This is a genomic window from Mesorhizobium sp. M7A.F.Ca.MR.362.00.0.0 (assembly GCF_004023175.1).
In the GTDB taxonomy this organism is placed as follows: Bacteria; Pseudomonadota; Alphaproteobacteria; order Rhizobiales; family Rhizobiaceae; genus Mesorhizobium.
In genome coordinates, this window is record NZ_RZTF01000004.1 from 30,286 (window position 1) to 48,552 (window position 18,267).

23 protein-coding genes and 1 pseudogene (1 of these 24 only partly in view) are annotated in these 18,267 nt (G+C 63.3%); 15 read left to right on the forward strand and 9 right to left on the reverse strand.

Annotated features, from left to right (window positions below; all coding sequences use genetic code 11):
* From EOC06_RS01115 to EOC06_RS01125, 3 genes and pseudogenes are all read right to left on the reverse strand, one after another.
* Window positions 1-308 (reverse strand): annotated as a pseudogene (locus EOC06_RS01115) (sulfite exporter TauE/SafE family protein) (it extends 443 nt beyond the left edge of the window).
* Window positions 309-427: 119 nt separating this feature from the next.
* Window positions 428-1,156: a bifunctional 2-polyprenyl-6-hydroxyphenol methylase/3-demethylubiquinol 3-O-methyltransferase UbiG gene (locus EOC06_RS01120; protein ID WP_128306865.1), complete on the reverse strand. Its 729-nt coding sequence runs from the start codon at window positions 1,154-1,156 to the stop codon at window positions 428-430.
* A gap of 63 nt (window positions 1,157-1,219) precedes the next feature.
* The gene (locus EOC06_RS01125; protein WP_127268483.1) at window positions 1,220-1,699 is read right to left on the reverse strand and encodes an Lrp/AsnC family transcriptional regulator; all 480 of its coding nucleotides are present in this window, start codon (window positions 1,697-1,699) and stop codon (window positions 1,220-1,222) included.
* 134 nt (window positions 1,700-1,833) lie between these two features.
* On the opposite strand from EOC06_RS01125, the gene EOC06_RS01130 reads away from it, so the two are divergent.
* The 9 genes from EOC06_RS01130 to EOC06_RS01170 all read left to right on the forward strand — a co-directional run bounded on the left by EOC06_RS01130 (window position 1,834) and on the right by EOC06_RS01170 (window position 9,811).
* Complete coding sequence (locus EOC06_RS01130; RefSeq protein WP_127268482.1) at window positions 1,834-2,739, forward strand: DMT family transporter; 906 nt, start codon at window positions 1,834-1,836, stop codon at window positions 2,737-2,739.
* Between the two features lie 134 nt (window positions 2,740-2,873).
* Window positions 2,874-3,521: a thiamine phosphate synthase gene (locus EOC06_RS01135; RefSeq protein WP_027037200.1), complete on the forward strand. Its 648-nt coding sequence runs from the start codon at window positions 2,874-2,876 to the stop codon at window positions 3,519-3,521.
* Window position 3,522: 1 nt separating this feature from the next.
* Window positions 3,523-4,563, forward strand: coding sequence for a tetratricopeptide repeat protein (locus EOC06_RS01140; RefSeq protein WP_127270840.1), 1,041 nt, complete (start codon window positions 3,523-3,525; stop codon window positions 4,561-4,563).
* Window positions 4,564-4,736: 173 nt separating this feature from the next.
* Complete coding sequence (gene efp, locus EOC06_RS01145; RefSeq protein WP_013529127.1) at window positions 4,737-5,303, forward strand: elongation factor P; 567 nt, start codon at window positions 4,737-4,739, stop codon at window positions 5,301-5,303.
* Window positions 5,304-5,388: 85 nt separating this feature from the next.
* Window positions 5,389-6,189 (forward strand): inositol monophosphatase family protein, encoded by an 801-nt coding sequence (locus tag EOC06_RS01150; protein ID WP_013529126.1) that lies wholly within the window; start codon window positions 5,389-5,391, stop codon window positions 6,187-6,189.
* Between the two features lie 106 nt (window positions 6,190-6,295).
* The gene (locus EOC06_RS01155; RefSeq protein WP_164898423.1) at window positions 6,296-6,982 is read left to right on the forward strand and encodes a hemolysin III family protein; all 687 of its coding nucleotides are present in this window, start codon (window positions 6,296-6,298) and stop codon (window positions 6,980-6,982) included.
* 104 nt (window positions 6,983-7,086) lie between these two features.
* Window positions 7,087-8,112 (forward strand): MotA/TolQ/ExbB proton channel family protein, encoded by a 1,026-nt coding sequence (locus EOC06_RS01160; RefSeq protein ID WP_027037204.1) that lies wholly within the window; start codon window positions 7,087-7,089, stop codon window positions 8,110-8,112.
* Between the two features lies 1 nt (window position 8,113).
* On the forward strand, window positions 8,114-9,145 hold the full coding sequence (locus tag EOC06_RS01165; protein WP_127327624.1) for a peptidoglycan -binding protein: 1,032 nt from the start codon (window positions 8,114-8,116) through the stop codon (window positions 9,143-9,145).
* Between the two features lie 237 nt (window positions 9,146-9,382).
* Window positions 9,383-9,811, forward strand: coding sequence for a hypothetical protein (locus tag EOC06_RS01170; RefSeq protein WP_127269091.1), 429 nt, complete (start codon window positions 9,383-9,385; stop codon window positions 9,809-9,811).
* An 80-nt stretch (window positions 9,812-9,891) separates the two neighbouring features.
* On the opposite strand, the gene EOC06_RS01175 is transcribed toward EOC06_RS01170, so the two are convergent.
* Both EOC06_RS01175 and EOC06_RS01180 read right to left on the reverse strand, forming a co-directional pair.
* A complete protein-coding gene (locus EOC06_RS01175) occupies window positions 9,892-10,437 on the reverse strand; it encodes a hypothetical protein (protein ID WP_128306867.1) in 546 nt (181 codons plus the stop codon).
* A 62-nt stretch (window positions 10,438-10,499) separates the two neighbouring features.
* Window positions 10,500-10,853 (reverse strand): DUF1304 domain-containing protein, encoded by a 354-nt coding sequence (locus EOC06_RS01180; protein WP_128306868.1) that lies wholly within the window; start codon window positions 10,851-10,853, stop codon window positions 10,500-10,502.
* A gap of 141 nt (window positions 10,854-10,994) precedes the next feature.
* On the opposite strand from EOC06_RS01180, the gene EOC06_RS01185 reads away from it, so the two are divergent.
* Entirely contained in the window at window positions 10,995-12,482 is a 1,488-nt protein-coding gene (locus EOC06_RS01185) for a carboxypeptidase M32 (protein WP_128306869.1), read from the forward strand.
* Window positions 12,483-12,514: 32 nt separating this feature from the next.
* Here EOC06_RS01185 and EOC06_RS01190 read toward each other — a convergent pair whose 3' ends face one another.
* Entirely contained in the window at window positions 12,515-14,314 is a 1,800-nt protein-coding gene (locus tag EOC06_RS01190) for an ABC transporter transmembrane domain-containing protein (protein WP_128306870.1), read from the reverse strand.
* Between the two features lie 206 nt (window positions 14,315-14,520).
* Between EOC06_RS01190 and rpmE the strand changes: the two genes are divergently transcribed.
* Together rpmE and EOC06_RS01200 are read left to right on the forward strand one after the other, a co-directional pair.
* Window positions 14,521-14,742, forward strand: coding sequence for a 50S ribosomal protein L31 (rpmE, locus tag EOC06_RS01195; RefSeq protein ID WP_023811830.1), 222 nt, complete (start codon window positions 14,521-14,523; stop codon window positions 14,740-14,742).
* Between the two features lie 101 nt (window positions 14,743-14,843).
* Window positions 14,844-15,344, forward strand: a complete 501-nt coding sequence (locus tag EOC06_RS01200) for a hypothetical protein (protein WP_128306871.1) — start codon at window positions 14,844-14,846, stop codon at window positions 15,342-15,344.
* A gap of 9 nt (window positions 15,345-15,353) precedes the next feature.
* On the opposite strand, the gene EOC06_RS01205 is transcribed toward EOC06_RS01200, so the two are convergent.
* Window positions 15,354-15,995, reverse strand: a complete 642-nt coding sequence (locus tag EOC06_RS01205) for a TetR/AcrR family transcriptional regulator (RefSeq protein WP_128306872.1) — start codon at window positions 15,993-15,995, stop codon at window positions 15,354-15,356.
* A gap of 104 nt (window positions 15,996-16,099) precedes the next feature.
* On the opposite strand from EOC06_RS01205, the gene EOC06_RS01210 reads away from it, so the two are divergent.
* Genes EOC06_RS01210 through EOC06_RS01220 form a run of 3 tightly spaced genes read left to right on the forward strand, consistent with a single transcriptional unit; the run spans window position 16,100 to window position 17,585 of the window.
* Complete coding sequence (locus EOC06_RS01210; protein ID WP_128306873.1) at window positions 16,100-16,933, forward strand: NAD(P)H-binding protein; 834 nt, start codon at window positions 16,100-16,102, stop codon at window positions 16,931-16,933.
* 1 nt (window position 16,934) lies between these two features.
* On the forward strand, window positions 16,935-17,414 hold the full coding sequence (locus tag EOC06_RS01215) for a DUF1772 domain-containing protein (protein ID WP_128306874.1): 480 nt from the start codon (window positions 16,935-16,937) through the stop codon (window positions 17,412-17,414).
* Between the two features lie 21 nt (window positions 17,415-17,435).
* On the forward strand, window positions 17,436-17,585 hold the full coding sequence (locus EOC06_RS01220) for a hypothetical protein (RefSeq protein ID WP_127269209.1): 150 nt from the start codon (window positions 17,436-17,438) through the stop codon (window positions 17,583-17,585).
* Window positions 17,586-17,603: 18 nt separating this feature from the next.
* Here the strand turns inward: EOC06_RS01220 and EOC06_RS01225 are convergent, their stop codons facing one another.
* Together EOC06_RS01225 and EOC06_RS41470 are read right to left on the reverse strand one after the other, a co-directional pair.
* Window positions 17,604-17,942: a SelT/SelW/SelH family protein gene (locus EOC06_RS01225; protein WP_127269210.1), complete on the reverse strand. Its 339-nt coding sequence runs from the start codon at window positions 17,940-17,942 to the stop codon at window positions 17,604-17,606.
* Window positions 17,939-18,267, reverse strand: a 329-nt coding sequence (locus EOC06_RS41470) for a YebC/PmpR family DNA-binding transcriptional regulator (protein WP_245469273.1), incomplete at its 5' end; no start/stop codon positions are given. The genes EOC06_RS01225 and EOC06_RS41470, both read right to left, overlap by 4 nt.

The window sequence follows — 18,267 nt, forward strand, 5'->3', positions numbered from 1 at the left end:
ACCGCCTCTTCGGTCACCAGTGCCGCCGTCAGCCAGCCAAGGCCGATGCCGATGACGGCGCCCGGCATCATGTCGACCAGCATCTTGCGGTCGTAAACGCCCCACCATGTCCATACCGAGACGATGTCCATCAGGCACAGGATCGGCAGCAGGATGGCCGCCGCCTGCACCGGCGGCATGGTCAGCGCCATCAGCGGCACGCCGACGAAACCGACGGCGCCGCCAAAGCCGCCCTTGGACAGGCCGACCAGAATGACCGCCGGAATGGCAGCCGCATAGAACCACGGATCGAGAAGCAGGCCTGACATGGGAGGGGGGACTGGTCCGGAGGGAAAGCGGGTCGACGCTTGAATAGCCCAGAATGCCCGGCGGAGCGACAGCAAATATGAGCGTGGCGGCGGCACACTCGGCCGACGCCGGCCAGTGCCTAGCGCCGAGCCGAGACCAGCAGGAACATCGGCCGCTCGAGCTCTTCCGCCAGTTCCGGCTTGGCTGCGATTTGCGCATCGGTCGGCCGGAATTCCTCGACATGGCCGATGGTGAAGCCGGACCGGATCAGTGCGTTAAGGGTGGTGCCGATCGTGCGGTGATGTTTCACCACGCCCTTGGCCAGCCAGTCGGTGCTGCGCGGTCCTTCCACCAGATATTGGTCGACAGGCCACGTCTTGCGGCCTTCGCTATCGATCACCCAGCCGGGTTTGGTCGGCGCCATGAAGATCGGATGTTCCGTCGAAAAGACGAAACGCCCGCCAGGCGCCAGGGCCCGATGCACGGTCCCGAACAGACGCGACACATCCTCGACATAGTGCAAGGCGAGCGAGCTGTAGACGAGATCGAAGCTGGCTTCCGGCAGGCTGAGCCGATCGAGATCGGCCGTCTCATAGCTTATGCCAGCATCGGGACCGGCGGCCCTTGCCCGGGCAAGCATCTTCTCCGACAGATCCAGGCCAAGCACCTGCGCCGCCCCATGCTCGCGAGCCCAGCGGCAGAACCAGCCGAAGCCGCAGCCGAGATCGACGACCCTCAAGCCGCCGACATCGGGCAGCATGGCGCGCAGGGCCGGCCACTCGGCGGCACCCTCCAGCCCCGCGACCGAACGGCCGAGCTGGCTATAGCCTGCGAAGAAATCCTCACGATCGTATATATTCTGCGCCATGGTTCCGGCCTCGTTTGGGCCGGCACACTAACCAACCGGCCACCGGCTTTCCACCCAACTCGATCAGGAGGCCTGCAAGACCTTTGCCCTATCCCGAGAGGCGGTTGCGTCAAGCGGCGGCGGCCGCCGCCGGATCGGCTGCGCCTTGATGATGGCGGTGCTGGTCTCGGCCTTGTCGGCGATACGGTCCAAAATCCCGTCGAGATCGCCGATCGAACGCACGAACAGTCGGGCGACGAAACAGTCATCGCCCGTCACCTTGTCGCATTCGCCGAATTCGGGAATCTCCTCGATCAGCTTCTGGACAATGTGCAGCTTGCCCGGCAAAGGCCGGATGCGCACGATCGCCTGCAGGGTATAGCCGAGCGCCAGCGGATCGATCTCGACAGTGAACGCCCGGATGACGCCGCGCTCCTCGAGCCGTCGCAGCCGCTCCGAAACGCTTGGCGACGACAGCCCGACCTGGGCGGCCAGTTCCTTCAGCGAGGTCCGTGCATCCTTGACCAGGATTTCAAGGAGATTTCGGTCGAGATCGTCCAGCATCTTTTTCTTTCCCCGATAGTTTGGAGTTTTCTCCTAATATAATTAGGCCAACCGGCCATACACCCTTTCCAATCAGATGGAAAGCTTCGCGGCAGCATGAGATTATGGCGGCTCAACCGATATGGAGGTTTGTTGTGAACGAAACGGTGCGCGGCACGGTCGAAATGTCAGCCGCAATGGCCATCCTGGGAACGATCGGATGGTTCGTCGTCCTGTCCGGCCAGCCGATCATGGATGTGGTGTTCTGGCGTTGCGCTTTCGGTGCGCTGACGCTGCTCATCATCTGCGCCGGGCTGGGATTGCTGCGCAACAGGCTGTCGCTGCGCATCATCGGCATCGCCGCGCTCGGCGGCGTCGCCATCGTCGTCAACTGGTTGCTGCTGTTCAGCGCCTTCTCGCGCGCGTCGATTTCGATCGCCACCGCCGTCTACAACACGCAGCCTTTCATGCTGGTCGGCTTCGGTGCGCTTTTCTTCGCCGAGCGGCTGACCCTGACCAAGCTGACCTGGCTGGCCATCGCCTTCGCCGGCATGGTTCTGATAGTGCAGTCGGCTCCCGATGCCGGCGATATCGGCACGGATTATTTCACCGGCATCGTCATGGCGTTGGGCGCGGCTTTCTTCTGGGCCGTCGCCGCCATCGTCACCAAGAAGCTCAAGGGCACGCCGCCGCACCTCATCGCGCTGATCCAGGTCTGCGTCGGCGTCGTCATGCTGGCGCCTTTCGCCAATCTTGCAGAGCTTCCGGCCGATGCCTGGAGCTGGACCATGCTGGCGACGCTCGGCATCGTCCATACCGGCCTGATGTACATACTGATGTACGGCGCCATCCAGAAGCTGCCGACGCATCTGCAGGGATCGCTGTCCTTCATCTATCCGGTCGTCGCCATCCTGGTCGATGTCGTCGCCTTCGGCCATCGGCTGCATCTGAGTCAGGTCGTCGGCGCCACCGCCATCCTGATCGCCGCCGCCGGCATGAATCTCGGCTGGACGCTGTGGAAGGGCAAACCGCCCGTGGCGAGCCCGCACCCGATCAAATGAAGCGCCCCGCCGGATGCCCGGCGGGTCAAACATCGCGATCCCGGCTGCCCGCCTGTTCAAAGCGGGCACTTTGCTCTATGCCGCAATCCAACCATCTTCGCCCGGCATAGGCGAAACGCGGGACCCGAAGAACCATGAATGAAGCAACGCCCCCCAATCGCTGTCGCATCGTGCTGATCGCGCCGCCCGGCGTGCCGGCGGCCCGTATTGTCGCGGCATTCGATGGCGGCGATGTCGCTTCGCTGATCCTGCCCGAGAACGGCATGGACGAAGCCTCCTTCCAGGCTTTCGCCGAACAGATCGTCCCGGCAGCGCAAGCCGCCGGCGTTGCTGTCATCATCGCCGGCGACACCCGCATAGCCGGCCGCGTCCAGGCCGACGGCATCCATGTCGAGGTCTCCAAGGCCGAACTTGCCGAGACGATCGAGCATTTCCAGGCAAAGATGATGGTCGGCACCGGAGGCGCCAAGACGCGTGACGACGCGCTCGAGCTTGGCGAGACGCGGCCGGACTACATCTTCTTCGGACGCTTCGGTTACGACAACAAGCCCGAACCGCACCCGCGCAACCTGTCGCTCGGCGCATGGTGGGCGGACATGATCCAGATCCCTTGCATCGTCATGGCCGGATCCGACATCGCCTCGGTCGAAGCCGTGGGCGCCACCGGCGCTGAATTCGTGGCGCTGTCGAGCGCCGTGTTCGCCGACGGCACCGATCCCAGGACAGCGGTCGCCACCGCCAACGCGCTGCTCGACGAGACCGCGCCGCGCTTCGAGGACTGAAATGTCCTCGGCGACGCTTCCCCTCCAGGCTCTGCTTGCGGTGCTGATGGTCCAGGCTGCCGCCGCGGAGACCATTCCCCTGCCGCAGCCCAAGCCGGAAATCGGCGTCCACACCGACAAGCCGATCGACAAGCCGTTGCCGCAGCCCGCTACCACGGCCGAGCCCGCGCCGCTGCCGTCGGCCGACACGGTCAATCCCGACCGCTTCGGCGCAAAACCTGCCGACGCGGCCTATGGCGCCTTCCAGCGCGGTCTCTACAAGACAGCTTACAATCTGGCATTGGTCCGGGCGCAAAACGGCGATCCGGCGGCGCAGACCTTGGTGGCCGAGATCCTGTCGCGGGGGCTCGGTGTGCCGGTCAATTCGGCGCAAGCGGCGAAATGGTACGCGCTGGCCGCCGAACAGGGTGTGCCGGAATCGCAGTTCCAGTATGCGCTGATGCTGCTCGACGGCCGCTACGTCAAAAAGGATGGAAAAGAGGCCTACGCCTTGATGCAGGCCGCCGCCGAAGCCGGCAACCGGCTGGCGCAATTCAATTTCGCGCAGATGCTGGTCCAGCAGGACCCCGGCGACGCCGGCATGGCCAAGGCGGTTTCCTACTATGAGCGCGCCGCCGCGACCGGCCTCGCGGACGCGCAATATGCAATGTCGCAGATCTACGCCAACGGTGTCGGTGGCAAGCCACGTGACGACGCCCAGGCAAGGCGCCTGCTGGCGCAGGCCGCAAGGCAGAACTACGACACCGCGCAGATCGATCTCGCCGCCTGGATGATCGAAGGCCGCGGCGGTGCGCGCGACCTGAAATCCGCCTTCGGCTGGATGAAGCAGGCGGCGGAGGGCGGCAATGTCGCCGCCCAGAACCGCCTGGCCAAGCTCTATATGCAAGGCATCGGCACCGATCCGGACCTTGTGCTTGCCGGCGCCTGGTACGTCGTCGCCCGCCGTGCCGGCCTCATCGACCCACAGATGGACGACTTCCTGCAGGGGCTGGACGACGACCAGACCAAGCAGGCGCTGCAGAAGGCCAACCGGCTGCCTTGACGGCGGTTCTCGCGGTCATTCCAAGTGTAACCTCGGCTCCCCTCGCCTGGCACCGACCTGCCCGCTCCCTTGCCTCTTCTGGCGATTTGTGGTCTTGGGAGCCCGAAATCGCTTTCCCAGCGAACATCCATACCGACGGCGTGGCCGTTGGCATCATTCCGGATCATCTCATCATGGCCAAGATCAATGGCAACGAAATCCGTCCCGGCTATGTCATCGAGCATGATGGCGGGCTTTGGGTGGCGGTCAGGACCAACACCGTCAAGCCCGGCAAGGGCGGCGCCTACAATCAGGTCGAACTGAAGAACCTCATCAACGGCACCAAGCTCAACGAGCGCTTCCGCTCGGCCGAGACCGTCGAACAGATCCGGCTCGACCTGAAGGATTTTTCCTTCCTTTACGCGCAGGAAGACGCACTGGTGTTCATGGACACCCAGAGCTACGAGCAGCTCGAATTGAACAAAGACTTCGTCGGCGATCGCGCCGCCTTCCTGCAGGACGGCATGATGGTGACGGTCCAGCTCTACGAAGAGCGGCCGATCGGCATTTCGCTGCCCGACTATGTGACGCTGACCATCACCGAGGCCGACCCGGTGGTGAAGGGTCAGACGGCGGCATCGTCCTACAAGCCGGCGATCCTGGAGAACGGCATCCGCGTCCTGGTGCCGCCCTTCATCGGCGCCGGCGAGCGCATCATCGTCGACACCAACGAAATCACTTACGTGCGCCGCGCCGACTGACGCATGTCGCCCAAAAGTGGCCGGGTTCCGGGTCACCGACATGCATCGAGGCAGAATTTAAAGCGCAGCACCGGGAAAAAGCACTATGGCACGCTCAGCCCTTCTCAACGTCATGGTCCAGGCCGCAATGAAGGCCGGCCGCTCGCTGTCGCGCGACTTCGGCGAGGTGCAGAACCTGCAGGTCTCGATGAAGGGCCCCGGCGATTATGTCAGCCAGGCCGACCGCAAGGCAGAGGACATCGTCTTTGCCGAATTGTCCAAGGCTCGGCCCGGCTATTCCTTCCTGATGGAAGAGCGCGGCGTGGTTGAAGGCGACGACGGCCAGCATCGCTGGATCGTCGACCCGCTCGACGGCACCACCAATTTCCTGCACGGCATTCCGCTCTTTGCCGTTTCGATCGCGCTGGAGCGCCAGGGCCAGATCGTCGCCGGCGTCATCTACAATCCGGCGATGGACGAACTCTACACCTGCGAACGCGGGGGCGGCGCCTTCATGAACGACCGCCGCTTGCGCGTCGCCGGCCGCATCAAGCTGGTCGACACCGTGATCGGCTGCGGCATGCCGCATCTCGGCCGCGGCCACCACGGCAATTTCCTGGTCGAACTGCGCAATGTCATGGCCGAGGTTTCCGGCGTCCGCCGCCTCGGCTCCGCATCGCTCGATCTCGCCTATGTCGCCGCCGGCCGCATGGATGGCTTCTGGGAAACCGGCCTGTCGGCCTGGGACATCGCCGCCGGGCTGCTTTTGATCCGCGAGGCGGGCGGCTTCGTCTCCGACATGGATGGCGGCCAGGACATGCTCGACAACGGCTCGGTCGTCGCCGGCAACGAGATCATCCAGCGCGCTTTGCTGAAGGTCGTGAAGAAGCCGCTCTCCTCCCGCTGACAGCCACGCCGCGCTGATGCGCCGCAGTCGCAAAACCGCAATGGAAGCTTGAAATACTGCCCGGCATGCGCCCAAATTGAAGGGCGCGGTGCAGGAACCCGGCTTAGTGAGAGACAACCAGCCCTACCCCGATATCCCGTTCATCGGACGCTGGCACTATTCGCGTGCCGAGATGATCGCAGACGGTGTTGTCCACGCGATCGGCATCGTGCTGGCGATCGCGGCAGGGTCGGCACTGCTGGCGCTTGCCGCCTTTCGTGTCGGACCTGGCGAATACATCGCCGCCGCCTTCTACGTGGTTTCGCTGCTCACCGTGCTCTCGGTGTCGATGACCTACAATCTGTGGCCGGTGTCGTCGCCGTTGAAATGGGTGTTGCGGCGTTTCGACCACGCCGCGATCTATCTGCTGATCGCCGCGACCTATACGCCTTTCCTGGCGCAGCTCGAAGGCTCGCCGCTGGCGCGCTGGATGATCGTGCTGGTCTGGACCGCGGCAGTGCTGGGTATTGCCATCAAGGTGTTCTTTCCCGGCCGTTTCGACCGGCTGGCGATCGGTTTCTATCTCGCCATCGGCTGGAGCGGCATCATCCTGGTCAAGCCGCTTGTCCAGACGCTGCCGACGACATCGATAGCGCTGATCGTCGCAGGCGGCATCGTCTACTCCTGCGGCGTCATCTTCTTCGCCTGGAAGGGGCTGCGCTTCCACAACGCGCTGTGGCACGGTTTCGTCGTCACCGGTGCTGGCCTGCATCTGGCCGCCATGGTCGACTGTCTGGTCATCAATCGCTTCTGACATTCTCGACGCGGCAATATTGCCAAGCGCCATTCAATTTGGTCACAATTCCGTTTAGAGTCGCGGTTTACGTGATCGGCGGCGGCATCGGAAACGGGGCACGGATGGCTTTTCTCAGATCCTTCGGCATGGGCAGACGTTCTGATGTCCTGATCTACGACCCGCATAAATTATCGAGCCCGCAGGTCTTTTTGCTCACCATGGTGATCTTCCTGGTCATCGTCGCCTTCATCGCCGCCATCCTCACCCGACAGATCTCAACCGCTTTTGGCAGCAATCCCGGCCTCAATGGCCTGATCGTCGGCGTGCTGGTGGTCGGCATCCTTTTGGCCTTCGCCCAGGTCGGGCGACTGTTTCGCGAAGTGCGCTGGGTCAACTCCTTCCGTGCCGGCTCGGAAACGACAGAACCAGTGCTTCTGGCGCCGATGAAGGCGATGATCGGCCGCTCCTCGGCGACGGCCTTCTCGACCAGTTCGATGCGCACCATGCTCGATTCCATCGCCACCCGCCTCGACGAAAGCCGCGACACCTCGCGCTATCTCGTCGGCCTGCTGGTGTTCCTCGGCCTGCTCGGCACTTTCTGGGGACTGTTGAACACCATCGGTTCGATCCGCGAGACCATCGAATCGCTCGATCCCGGCACCGGTGACGCCGCCGCGGTGCTCGATTCCCTGAAGCAGGGGCTTTCGGCGCCGCTGGCCGGCATGGGCACCGCCTTCTCGTCCTCGCTGTTCGGCCTCTCCGGCTCGCTGGTGCTCGGCTTCCTCGACCTGCAGGCCGGTCGCGCCCAGACACGCTTCTACACCGAACTGGAAAACTGGCTGTCCTCGGTGACCGACCTGTCGTCGGACATCGTCGTCGCCGACCCAGCCAAGACCGAATCCTCCGACGAGATCCGGGTGCTGTCGGAACGGCTGCGCTCGATGCAGGAGAATGGCGGCGGCTCCAACCCGCGCGTCGCCACCGCCATGGCCAATCTCGCCGACGGCATTTCCGGCCTGGTCAAGAACATGCGCTCGGAACAGCAGATCATGCGCGACTGGGTCGAAGCCCAGTCCGACGAGCAGAAGGCGATGCGCAACACGCTGGAAAAGATCGCCGATGCCCTGAAGAAGCCCGGAGTTCACTGAAGTGGCACTCGCCAGGGGCCGGCGCACCGATCGCCGCATCGACTACTGGCCGGGTTTCGTCGACGCGCTGTCGACGCTGCTTTTGGCCATCATGTTCCTGCTCACGGTCTTCGTGCTGGCGCAGTTCCTGCTGGGACGCGAAATCTCCGGCAAGGATACGGCACTCTCGCGCCTCAACTCGCAGATCAACGAGCTGACCCAGTTGCTGGCGCTGGAGCGCTCGACGGCGCAGGACAAGGATGATTCACTGGCCAATCTGCAGGCGTCGCTGTCAGCCGCGCAAGCGGAAAGGAGCCGGCTCCAACAGTTGCTGGCGCAAGGCGCCGGTGCCGGCGACGCCGCCAACCAGCGCGCCGCGGCGCTCGGCGGCGAACTCGACAGCCAACGCCAGATCAGCCAGCAGGCGCTGAGCCAGGTCGAGATCCTCAACCAGCAGATCGCGGCACTGCGCAAGCAGATCGGCGCGCTCGAGGATGCGCTCAACGTCTCCGAAATCCGCGACCGCGATTCCAACACCAAGATCGCCGACCTCGGCCGACGCCTCAACGTCGCTCTGGCACAGCGCGTGCAGGAGTTGAACCGCTACCGCTCCGACTTCTTCGGCCGCTTGCGCGAAATCCTCGCCGACCGCGAGAACATCCGTATCGTCGGCGACCGCTTCGTCTTCCAGTCGGAAGTGCTGTTCCCGACCGGCTCCGAGGTGATCAACGATGCCGGCAAGGTCGAGATGAAGAAGCTCGCCGACGCCATCATCGAGCTGCAGAAGGAAATCCCGCCCGAGATCAACTGGGTGCTGCGCGTCGACGGCCACACTGACAATAAGCCGCTCTCCGGCGCCGGCCGCTACCGCGACAATTGGGAGCTGTCGACGGCGCGTTCGACCTCGGTGGTGAAATTCCTGATCGAAAACGGCGTGCCTGCCAACCGGCTCGTAGCCGCCGGTTTCGGTGAGTTCCAGCCGCTCGACCCCGCCGACACCGAAGAGGCGCGCAATAAGAACCGCCGTATTGAACTGAAGCTCACCGAACGTTGATCCAAAATCACGCGAACTTGTTCGTCGGCTCAACTCTAGGGCGCAGATAGAGGCCGACAAGGCCTGAAAAGATTATCTTTTTTTAATTACACATTGTCGCAGGGCGATCCTAACTTGCCGCCCGGGCCGAGAACCGCCGGCGATGAACCCCCTCATCGCGACGCGACGGAACCGGACGGCCCAAGGCCGGAAGGCAGGCGGACAACCGCCGCCTTCCTCTACAAGAGGAGACGCGTGATGCGCTCTTTCAAGACCTCGCTTAGAACTGCTACACTCACGGCGCTCCTCATCGCCGTTCCGCTTGCCGGCGCCTATGCCGCGGGCCATCACAAGGGCGCTCTCGACGCGGCCGATCCGACCGACATGACTGGCCCGCGTGTCGAGGCGCTTATCGCACAGGTGCAGGGCGTCCGGCAGGGCATCGTGGACGCAAGACAGGCCAACAACATCACCCCGGCCGTGGCGGAACGCCTGGAAATGCGCACGGCCCACATCGGTCAGGCGGCAGAGAAAGTCGCCGCGTCCGATCACGGCAGGATACCGGCCGCGCAATATCATGACCTGCTGCGCCGGCTCGACAATGTCGACCAGCGCCTGAGGGTCGATACCGGCAGCGGTTTCCTGATGGGCGACGGCGACGACGGCGGCAACTACCCGAACGGCTGAGGCCACAGCGCCCGAAACGGTCCACGAGGAAGGGATCACCTGACGCTTTCGGGAGCCATCCCGCGGGCGTCTTTTTTTCATCACCAAGTGCCGAGGGCTTCATTGATTATCGAATTTCTTAGCCCTGTAATTTGTGTAACGACTTCATCGATACGCAACGCAATACGTTTCATTTCGTTGGCGCAGGTATGCAAATCGTCAACGGAATAAATTATCTCTTCAAATAACTTCTTCCGATGCGTACTCAGGCGCCTAACTATTAGATTATTTCCTTCCATGCCGGTTATATGATGGGCAACGTTGTCTCTAATTCTCTTTGAAAGCTCCAGCTTTTCGCCCAGAGTTCGCAACTCCTTTGCGGCATCGGCGGAGAACAATTCGGCGACATGAGAAAGATCATTTAATGTCTCCCTGCCTGATTGTCCCCCGAGCACCATCCAACTAACCACAAAACCGTGGCGGTCGAATTCCATGGTCTGCGTTTCAGGGTTTGGCCTGATCGACATCAGTTTTGCGAGGTGGTGATGTAAAGCACCTTCGATGGCACCTGCGTTAGTCACGACCCTGCCTATCGCAGCTAAAACATCCTGCGACAAAGGGGACAAGGGTGCTGCTTCGTCATTCATAGGCTGACACGCCCTTTTCACGAAAACACATTGTCATCGCCGGCTCAAAGAACTCCTTGGCGTCACCACCCTGTCCAGAGCGCAACTAGCGCCAGCGTCGCCGGCACAGTCTGGATGAACAGGATCTTACGGCCAACCGTTGCTGCGCCATAGAGGCCGGCAACAGCCACGCACAACAGGAAGAAAACCTTGACCTGGAAACCGGCCGCCCCGAGGTAAAGCCCCCAGATGAGGCCGGCGGCGAGGAACCCGTTGTAGAGCCCCTGATTGGCGGCGAGCACTTTCGAGGCACTGGCGAATTCCGGGGTCAGGTTGAAAGCCTTGTGTCCGCGCGGCGTGTCCCACAGCACCATCTCGAGATAGACGATGTAGACATGGATCAAGGCCACCAGCCCGACCAGGATGTTGCCGATCATTTGCTCCCCCTTCATTGGTCGCCGGCAGCATTCCATGCGCGGCCTCGCCTGCGCAAGGTGCATCTGCCGGACGGCATCCGAGGGTTGCCAACGCATTTGCGTTGGTGTCTTTTCGCGCCGTCCCCAATCACGGAAGCCGCCATGTCCTTTCAGAAACTCGATGACCTCGGCCACAAGCTCGAAGCGCTCGAGCATGCGCTGGCCATCCTCGGCGCCGACGAGGCCACCCACATGGCTGTCGGCGGTGGCGAGAAACGTGCCGAGGCGATGTCGGCACTGGCCGGCATGTATCACACCAGGGCAACGGCGCCGGAGATAGCGGACTGGATCGCCGCGGCCGAGCAGGAAGCGTTGGTTGAAGAGCAGCGCGCCGCCGTCTCGGAACTGCGGCGGCAATACACCAACCTGACCTGCCTGCCGGTCGAATTCGTCGAACGCCAGACGACCGCGCGCATGCGTTGCGAGCAGCTGTGGCGCGGCCTGCGCGCCAAGAACGACTGGGCGGGCTTCCAGCCGGCGCTGGAGGGCGTCGTGGCGCTGGTGCGCGAGGAGGCGGCGCTGCGTGCCGATGTGCTCGGCCTCGCCCCCTATGACGCGCTGATGGAGCAGTACGACCCCGGCAACCGCACCGCCGACATCACGCCAGTGTTCGCCGACCTGAAGGCTTTCCTGAAAGGTTTCGTGCCGGAGGCGCTGGCTATCCAGGACGCACGGCTGCGCAAGCGCCCGCTGAAGCCGCTCTCAGGCACCTATGCGATCGACCGGCAGCGCGAGCTCGGCCTTGCCATGATGGCGGCGGTCGGCTTCGACCTGACGCACGGATCGCTGTCGGTGTCGCACCATCCTTTCTGCGGCGGCGTGCCGAGCGACGTGCGCATCACCACCCGCTACAAGACTACAGACTTCCTGTCGGCGCTGATGGGCGTGCTGCACGAGACCGGCCATGCGCTCTACGAACAGAACCTGCCGAAGTCATGGTCGCACTGGCCGCTCGGCAAGGCGCGCGGCATGGCCGTGCATGAAAGCCAGAGCCTGTTCGTCGAGAAACAGCTCGGCCGCAACCCGGCCTTCTGGAACTGGGCGCTGCCGGTGGTCGAAAAGCATCTCGGCGAAGCCTGGTCGCTCGACGACATCCTGCCGCATGTGCATCGCGTCGAGCGCGGCCTGATCCGTGTCGATGCCGACGAGGTGACCTATCCCCTGCATGTCATCCTGCGCTACGAACTGGAGCAGGAACTCGTCGCGGGCCGGCTGGAGGTGGCTGATCTGCCCGAAGCCTGGGACGCCAAGATGCGCGATTACCTCGGTCTTTCCACCATCGACAATCCGGCCGACGGCCCGATGCAGGACGTGCATTGGCCAGGGGCCGCCTTCGGCTATTTCCCCTCCTATACGCTGGGCGCGATGATGGCGGCGCAGCAATGGGCGGCGCTGACGCGGGATCATCCTGCCGCCGATGACGATCTCGCCAAAGGCAATTTCGAGGCGATCAACGAGTGGCGCCGCGAAAAAATCTGGTCGCAGGGATCACGCTGGTCGACGCCGGACCTGCTCGAACGCGCCACCGGCGAAAAGCTCAACGCTACCTATTTCGTGAACCATCTGAAGCAGCGATACGGAGCCGTATAGCGGCTTGCCGGCACAGCGGCAGATGTTTCTGCCTACTCAGCCGCGCCCCTGAAAGCACTGGCGCCGGTTTCGAACTGCAGCTTGGCCAGCCGCGCATAGATGCCGCCCTTGGCGACAAGGCTTTGATGCGTGCCTTCCTCGACGATCGAGCCGCCATCCATGACCAGGATCCTGTCGGCCTTCAGCACCGTTGCCAGGCGGTGGGCGATGACGATCGTGGTGCGGCCCTGCATCAGCCGTTCCAGCGCCGTCTGCACCAACGTCTCGCTTTCGGCGTCGAGGGCGGAGGTGGCCTCGTCGAGCAGCAGGATCGGGGCGTCGCGCAGGATGGCGCGGGCGATCGCAACCCGCTGGCGCTGGCCGCCTGACAGCGTCACGCCGCGCTCACCGACCTGGCTGTCATAGCCTTTTTCCAGCTTGAGGATGAATTCATCGGCAAGCGCATCCTTCGCCGCCGTCTCTATTTCGGCCTTGCTGGCTCCCGGCCGGCCGAAACCAATATTGTCACGCGCGCTTGCCGCGAAAATGGTGACGTCCTGCGGCACGATCGCGATGCGCTGGCGGACCGAAACGGGATCGGCCTCACGCACATCGACGCCATCGATCAGGATCTTGCCTGTTTCGGGATCGTAGAAGCGCAGGATCAGCGAAAACACCGTGCTCTTGCCGGCCCCTGACGGCCCGACGATCGCCACCGTCTCGCCCGGCATGACCTGAAAGCTCAAGCCATGCACGGCGGCGCGGTCGGGCCTCGCCGGGTAGGAGAAGGAGACATTGTCGAAGGCGATCGCGCCCTTGGCGACGGCCGGCAGCGGCTTCGGATCGGCGGGAGCCTGGATCGCCGGCTTCTCGGCCAGGATCTCGGTCAGCCGTTCGGCGGCGCCCGCCGCTTGCGCAAGCTCGCCCCAGACTTCCGACAGGGCGCCCAGCGCGCCGGCGGCGAACACCGAATAGAGCAGGAACTGACCGAGCGTACCGGGCGATATCGAGCCTTCGAGCACGTCGCGCGAGCCAAACCACAGCACCGCCACGACGGACGAGAAGATGGTGAAAATGGCGAAGAAGGTAAGGAAGGAGCGCGCGAAGATCGAGGAGCGTGCCGCCTCGAAAGCAGCTTCCACCGCGGCCGAGAAATGCCCGGTGACCAGCTTCTCATTGGTAAAGGCCTGCAGCGTGCGCACCGCGCCTATCTGCTCGCTGGCATAGGCGGTGGCATCGGCCAGCGTATCCTGCGCCTGGCGTGATTTGCGCCGCACCGAACGGCCGAAAGCGACCAGCGGCAGCACGATGACAGGAATAGCGGCAATGACCAACCCGGACAGTTTCGGGCTGGTGATGACCATCATCCCCACCGCGCCAAGGCCGAGGATGACGTTGCGTAGCGCCACCGAGGCCGTCGCTCCGACCGCCGACTTGACCTGCGTCGTGTCGGCGGCAAGCCGCGACACGATCTCGCCCGACTGGGCGGTATCGAAGAAGGCAGGCGAAAGCGTCGTCACATGGGCGAAGACATCGCGCCGGATGTCGGCGACGACGCGCTCGCCCAGCGTGATGACGAAATAGTAGCGACCGGCCGATGCGGCCGCCAGCACGGCGGCCATCGCCACCAGGGCGGCGAAATATTCGGCAATGAAGGTGGTGCTGGACGACGAGAAACCATGATCGATCATGCGTCGCACCGCCAGCGGCAGCGCCAGCGTGGTTGCCGCCGCGATGACCAGCGAGATGATGGCGCCGACGACCAGTGTGCGATAGTGCGTGATGTAGGGGAACAGGCGCCGGAGCGGCTTGAGCGAGCGCCGGCGCTCGTCTGCGCTGCTGATTTGCGCCATCCCGATGTTTCCTCCAGCCGCCCTTGGGGTCTGCGCCTCAATATGCGCTTGCCGCGGCCTTGTGATTCAATTCCGGCTGATGTATAGGCTCGCCGACCGTTTTAGAAGCCGTGGCTCCTCAATAGCTGCGGCTTCGAGTTTTAAAAAGAGGCGCATCGACGCAGGCTTATGCCCGTCAGCCGCGCCGGCAAGCCAGGAACCGAGCCATGAAGAGCGCTATTCATCCCGACTACCACACCATCAAGGTCGTCATGACCGACGGCACCGAATACACGACCCGTTCGACCTGGGGCAAGGAAGGCGATACGATGAACCTCGATATCGACCCGACCACCCACCCGGCCTGGACCGGCGGCCAGCAGACCCTGCTCGACCGCGGCGGCCGCCTGTCGAAGTTCAAGAAGCGTTTCGAAGGTTTCGGCATCTAAGCCTGACAATCGTTTAGCAGATCAAAAACCCGCCCTCGTGGCGGGTTTTTTTGTTGACCACGGGCAGCCTTGGTGGAACGCAATGGTTCTCGGAGGGCAAGATGTTTATTCTCGACGACGAGCGATGGTCCGGCCTTAAAGGCGGATACAAGGTGGCCTACGATCCTCGACCGGCATTGCGAACACTGACCCTTCGCTATGATGACAAAACGGTCTGGGACGAACTTTGGAATGAGTTGCATCATCAGGGGGACGTTGGAGACGCGTCTTACGCTGCGGTCGTTGAAATCGTTCGCATCTCCGAAGGTCACGCTCCGGCTTACTGGGGAGCCTATGGTCTGGCCGCAACCATCGAAGAAGCGCGACTGCTCGACGACCGGAACCCGAAGATTCCTGCTTGGATCGAACCGCATTACAAGGCAGCGTGGCGAACGCTTCTGCATTTGGCATTGCGGGATCTGGCAACTTCCACCGATGACGAGACGGTGAAATGCGCATTGTCCGTCATCGCGCTCTATCGCGGCCAGTTCAACCTCGGCCGCATGGCGATGTGCACAGAGGATGAACGCGCGGAAATGCTGAAGGACTATTTTGGCCGCTAGTGCGCGTTGCTACTCGGCCAGCAATTCCCTCAGCGCCATGCGCTTGTAGGCGGCGACCAGCCTGTCGCCCTCCTGGCGCTCGACGGAAATCGCCAGCCGCATGGCGGCCTCGCCCATTTGCCAGATGAGGAACGCCGTCGTTTCCAACGCCACCGGATCGGCGGCTGGCCGCAGCCGTTTCAGCACCGCGGTGAGAAATTCCGCGTTAGCGCGGCTGTCGGCGAGTTCGAGTTGGCGCAGCGCCTTGTCGGCTTGCGTGCCCGACCAGATGTCGCGCATCACCGGTTCGGCCAGGAACAGCCGGTAATAGATATCGACCAGTTCCGAAAACGCCCGGCCCAGCCCTTCGGCGTCGCTGACACCAGCCAGTGCGGCTGAGATGCAGGCCTGGCTTTCGGCGGTGTAGCGCTCGGCCAGCGCCCAGATGATCGCCCGCTTGTCCGGAAAGAACTGGTAGAGCGACCCGATCGACACCCCTGCCCGTTCCGCCACCTCCCCCATGCGCATGGCATCGCTGCCTTGCTCGGCGATCAGCGCCGAGGCAGCCGCCAGCATGCGCTCGACCCGCTCGCGGCTGCGTTGCTGGCTCGGCGCCCGGCGCGGCGAAGCAATCTGCTCCCGCGGGGAAACCGGCGCGGCCGTGTCTTCCATGACTGACTCCAATGCCAGCAAAATCGCTTGACTCGCAAAATACGAGGGTTTATCACATTTTGCAAATGTGAGGATTATTCATATTTTAAACAGAGGAAACGGTTATGACTGACCCGACAACCAAACCAATTCTGATCCTCGGCGGCACCGGCAAGACCGGCCGCCGTCTCGCCGAGCGGCTGACGGCGCACGACCTGCCGGTGCGGATCGGCTCGCGCTCCGGTACACCGCGCTTCGACTGGGAAGTCCCAGCGACCTGGGGACCGGCAATGCAAGGCGTCAGCGCCGTCTACATCAGCTACTATCCCGACATCGCCGTGCCGGGCGCCGCTGAAACCGTCGACGCCTTCGCCAGGCTCGCGGTGCAAAACGGTGTCACCCGACTGGTGCTGCTGTCGGGGCGCGGCGAAACGGAAGCCCAGCGCGCCGAAGAGATGCTGAAGGCCTCGGGCGCCGACTGGACCATCCTGCGCTGCGCTTGGTTCTCGCAGAACTTCAGCGAAGGCTTCTTCACCGGGTCCCTGGCTGAAGGCGAAGTGGCGTTGCCGATCGGCAATGTCGGCGAGCCCTTTGTCGATGCCGACGACATAGCCGACGCCGCCTTTGCCGTGCTGACGGAGCCAGGCCATGTCGGCCAGCTCTATGAGTTGACCGGGCCGCGGCTGCTGAGCTTCGCAGACGCGGTCGCCGAGATTGCCAAGGCGGCCGGACGCGACATCCGCTTTGTCAGGATCTCGCATGAGGAATTCACTGCCGCAGTGGCCGCGCATGAGCTGCCGCCCGAATTCGGCTGGCTGCTCAATGAGCTGTTCACCCAGGTGCTCGACGGCCGCAACGAGTCGCTCACCGACGGCGTCCAGCGCGTGCTTGGTCGCCAGCCAAGAGACTTCTCCGCCTACGCAACGCAAACCGCCGCAACCGGCATCTGGAGCAACTGACATGATCGCGAAGCTTCTCCCCACCCTCATCTTCATCGCCGCAATAGGCTCAGGCGTCGTCGGTGGCGTCTTCTTTGCTTTCTCCAGCTTCGTCATGCCGGGTCTCGCCCGCATGCCCGCTGCCGGCGGTATCGCCGCGATGAATTCGATCAACGTCACCGCGGTGACGCCGCTGTTCATGACGGCGCTGTTCGGCACGGCGCTCGTCTGCGTCCTTGTCGCCATCGGTGCGGTGATCGGCTGGAGCCAGCCGGGCTCGCTCTGGCTGATTGTCGGCAGCCTGCTCTATCTCATCGGCATCGTGGTGGTGACGATGATCTTCAACGTCCCGCTGAACGATGCGCTCGCCGCCGTCGATCCGGCCAGCAGCAATGGCGCAAGCCTGTGGTCGCGCTACCTCAATGAATGGGTGATGTGGAACCATGTCCGCACCATCAGCGGCATAGCCGCGCTGGCATCCTTCTGGTTCGCCACGCGTTGACGACGATGGATGGAGCGACCGATGAAGGATCAATACGCAAATATGGCCTTCGGCATGGCCATCGGAGTTGGTGTCGGTGCCGCGATCGGCACCGCTCTGGATGATCTGCCGATGGGCGTTGCCGTGGGTATTGCGATTGGCGCCGCCGTCGGTGCGTGGCGACGCAAGTGACGGCAGCGCTCGCGACCCCTATGCCTTTGTCTTCCGATCGGAATGGCCGAGGTCGCGGTCCGGATCAATGACATCGCGGACCAGTTGCTTCAGTTTGGCCGCGTCCGGAAAGCCGCCGTCGCGCTTGCGATCCCAGACAAGCACGTCATTGCAGGAAATGGTGAAGATGCCGCCGGTGCCGGGCACCAGCGTCACTTCGCCAAGGTCCGTGCCGAAGGTCGACAGCAGCTCCTGCGCCATCCAGCCGGCGCGCAGCAGCCACTGACACTGCGTGCAATAGGTGATGCGGATGACCGGCAACGGCTTTTCGCTCGTGGCGGGTATAGCTCCGCTCATTTCGGACTGAGCTTCGCTCATGCCGCGCTGAGCTTGGCCATGGTCTCGTCGTCGACTTCGAAGTTGGCGTAGACGCTCTGCACGTCGTCGTCATCCTCGAGCGTGGCAACCAGCTTCATCAGCGACTGTGCCCGCTCCTCGTCGACCGGAACGTTGTTTTGCGGCCGCCAGATCGGCTTGACCGATTCAGCCTCACCGAGTGCGCCTTCCAGCGCCTTCGACACTTCGCCCATGTTCTCAAAGCCGCAATAGATGGTGTGGCCTTCCTCGTCGGATTCGACATCGTCGGCGCCGGCTTCGATCGCCGCATCCATGATCTTGTCGGCGCTGCCGGCCGATGCCGGAT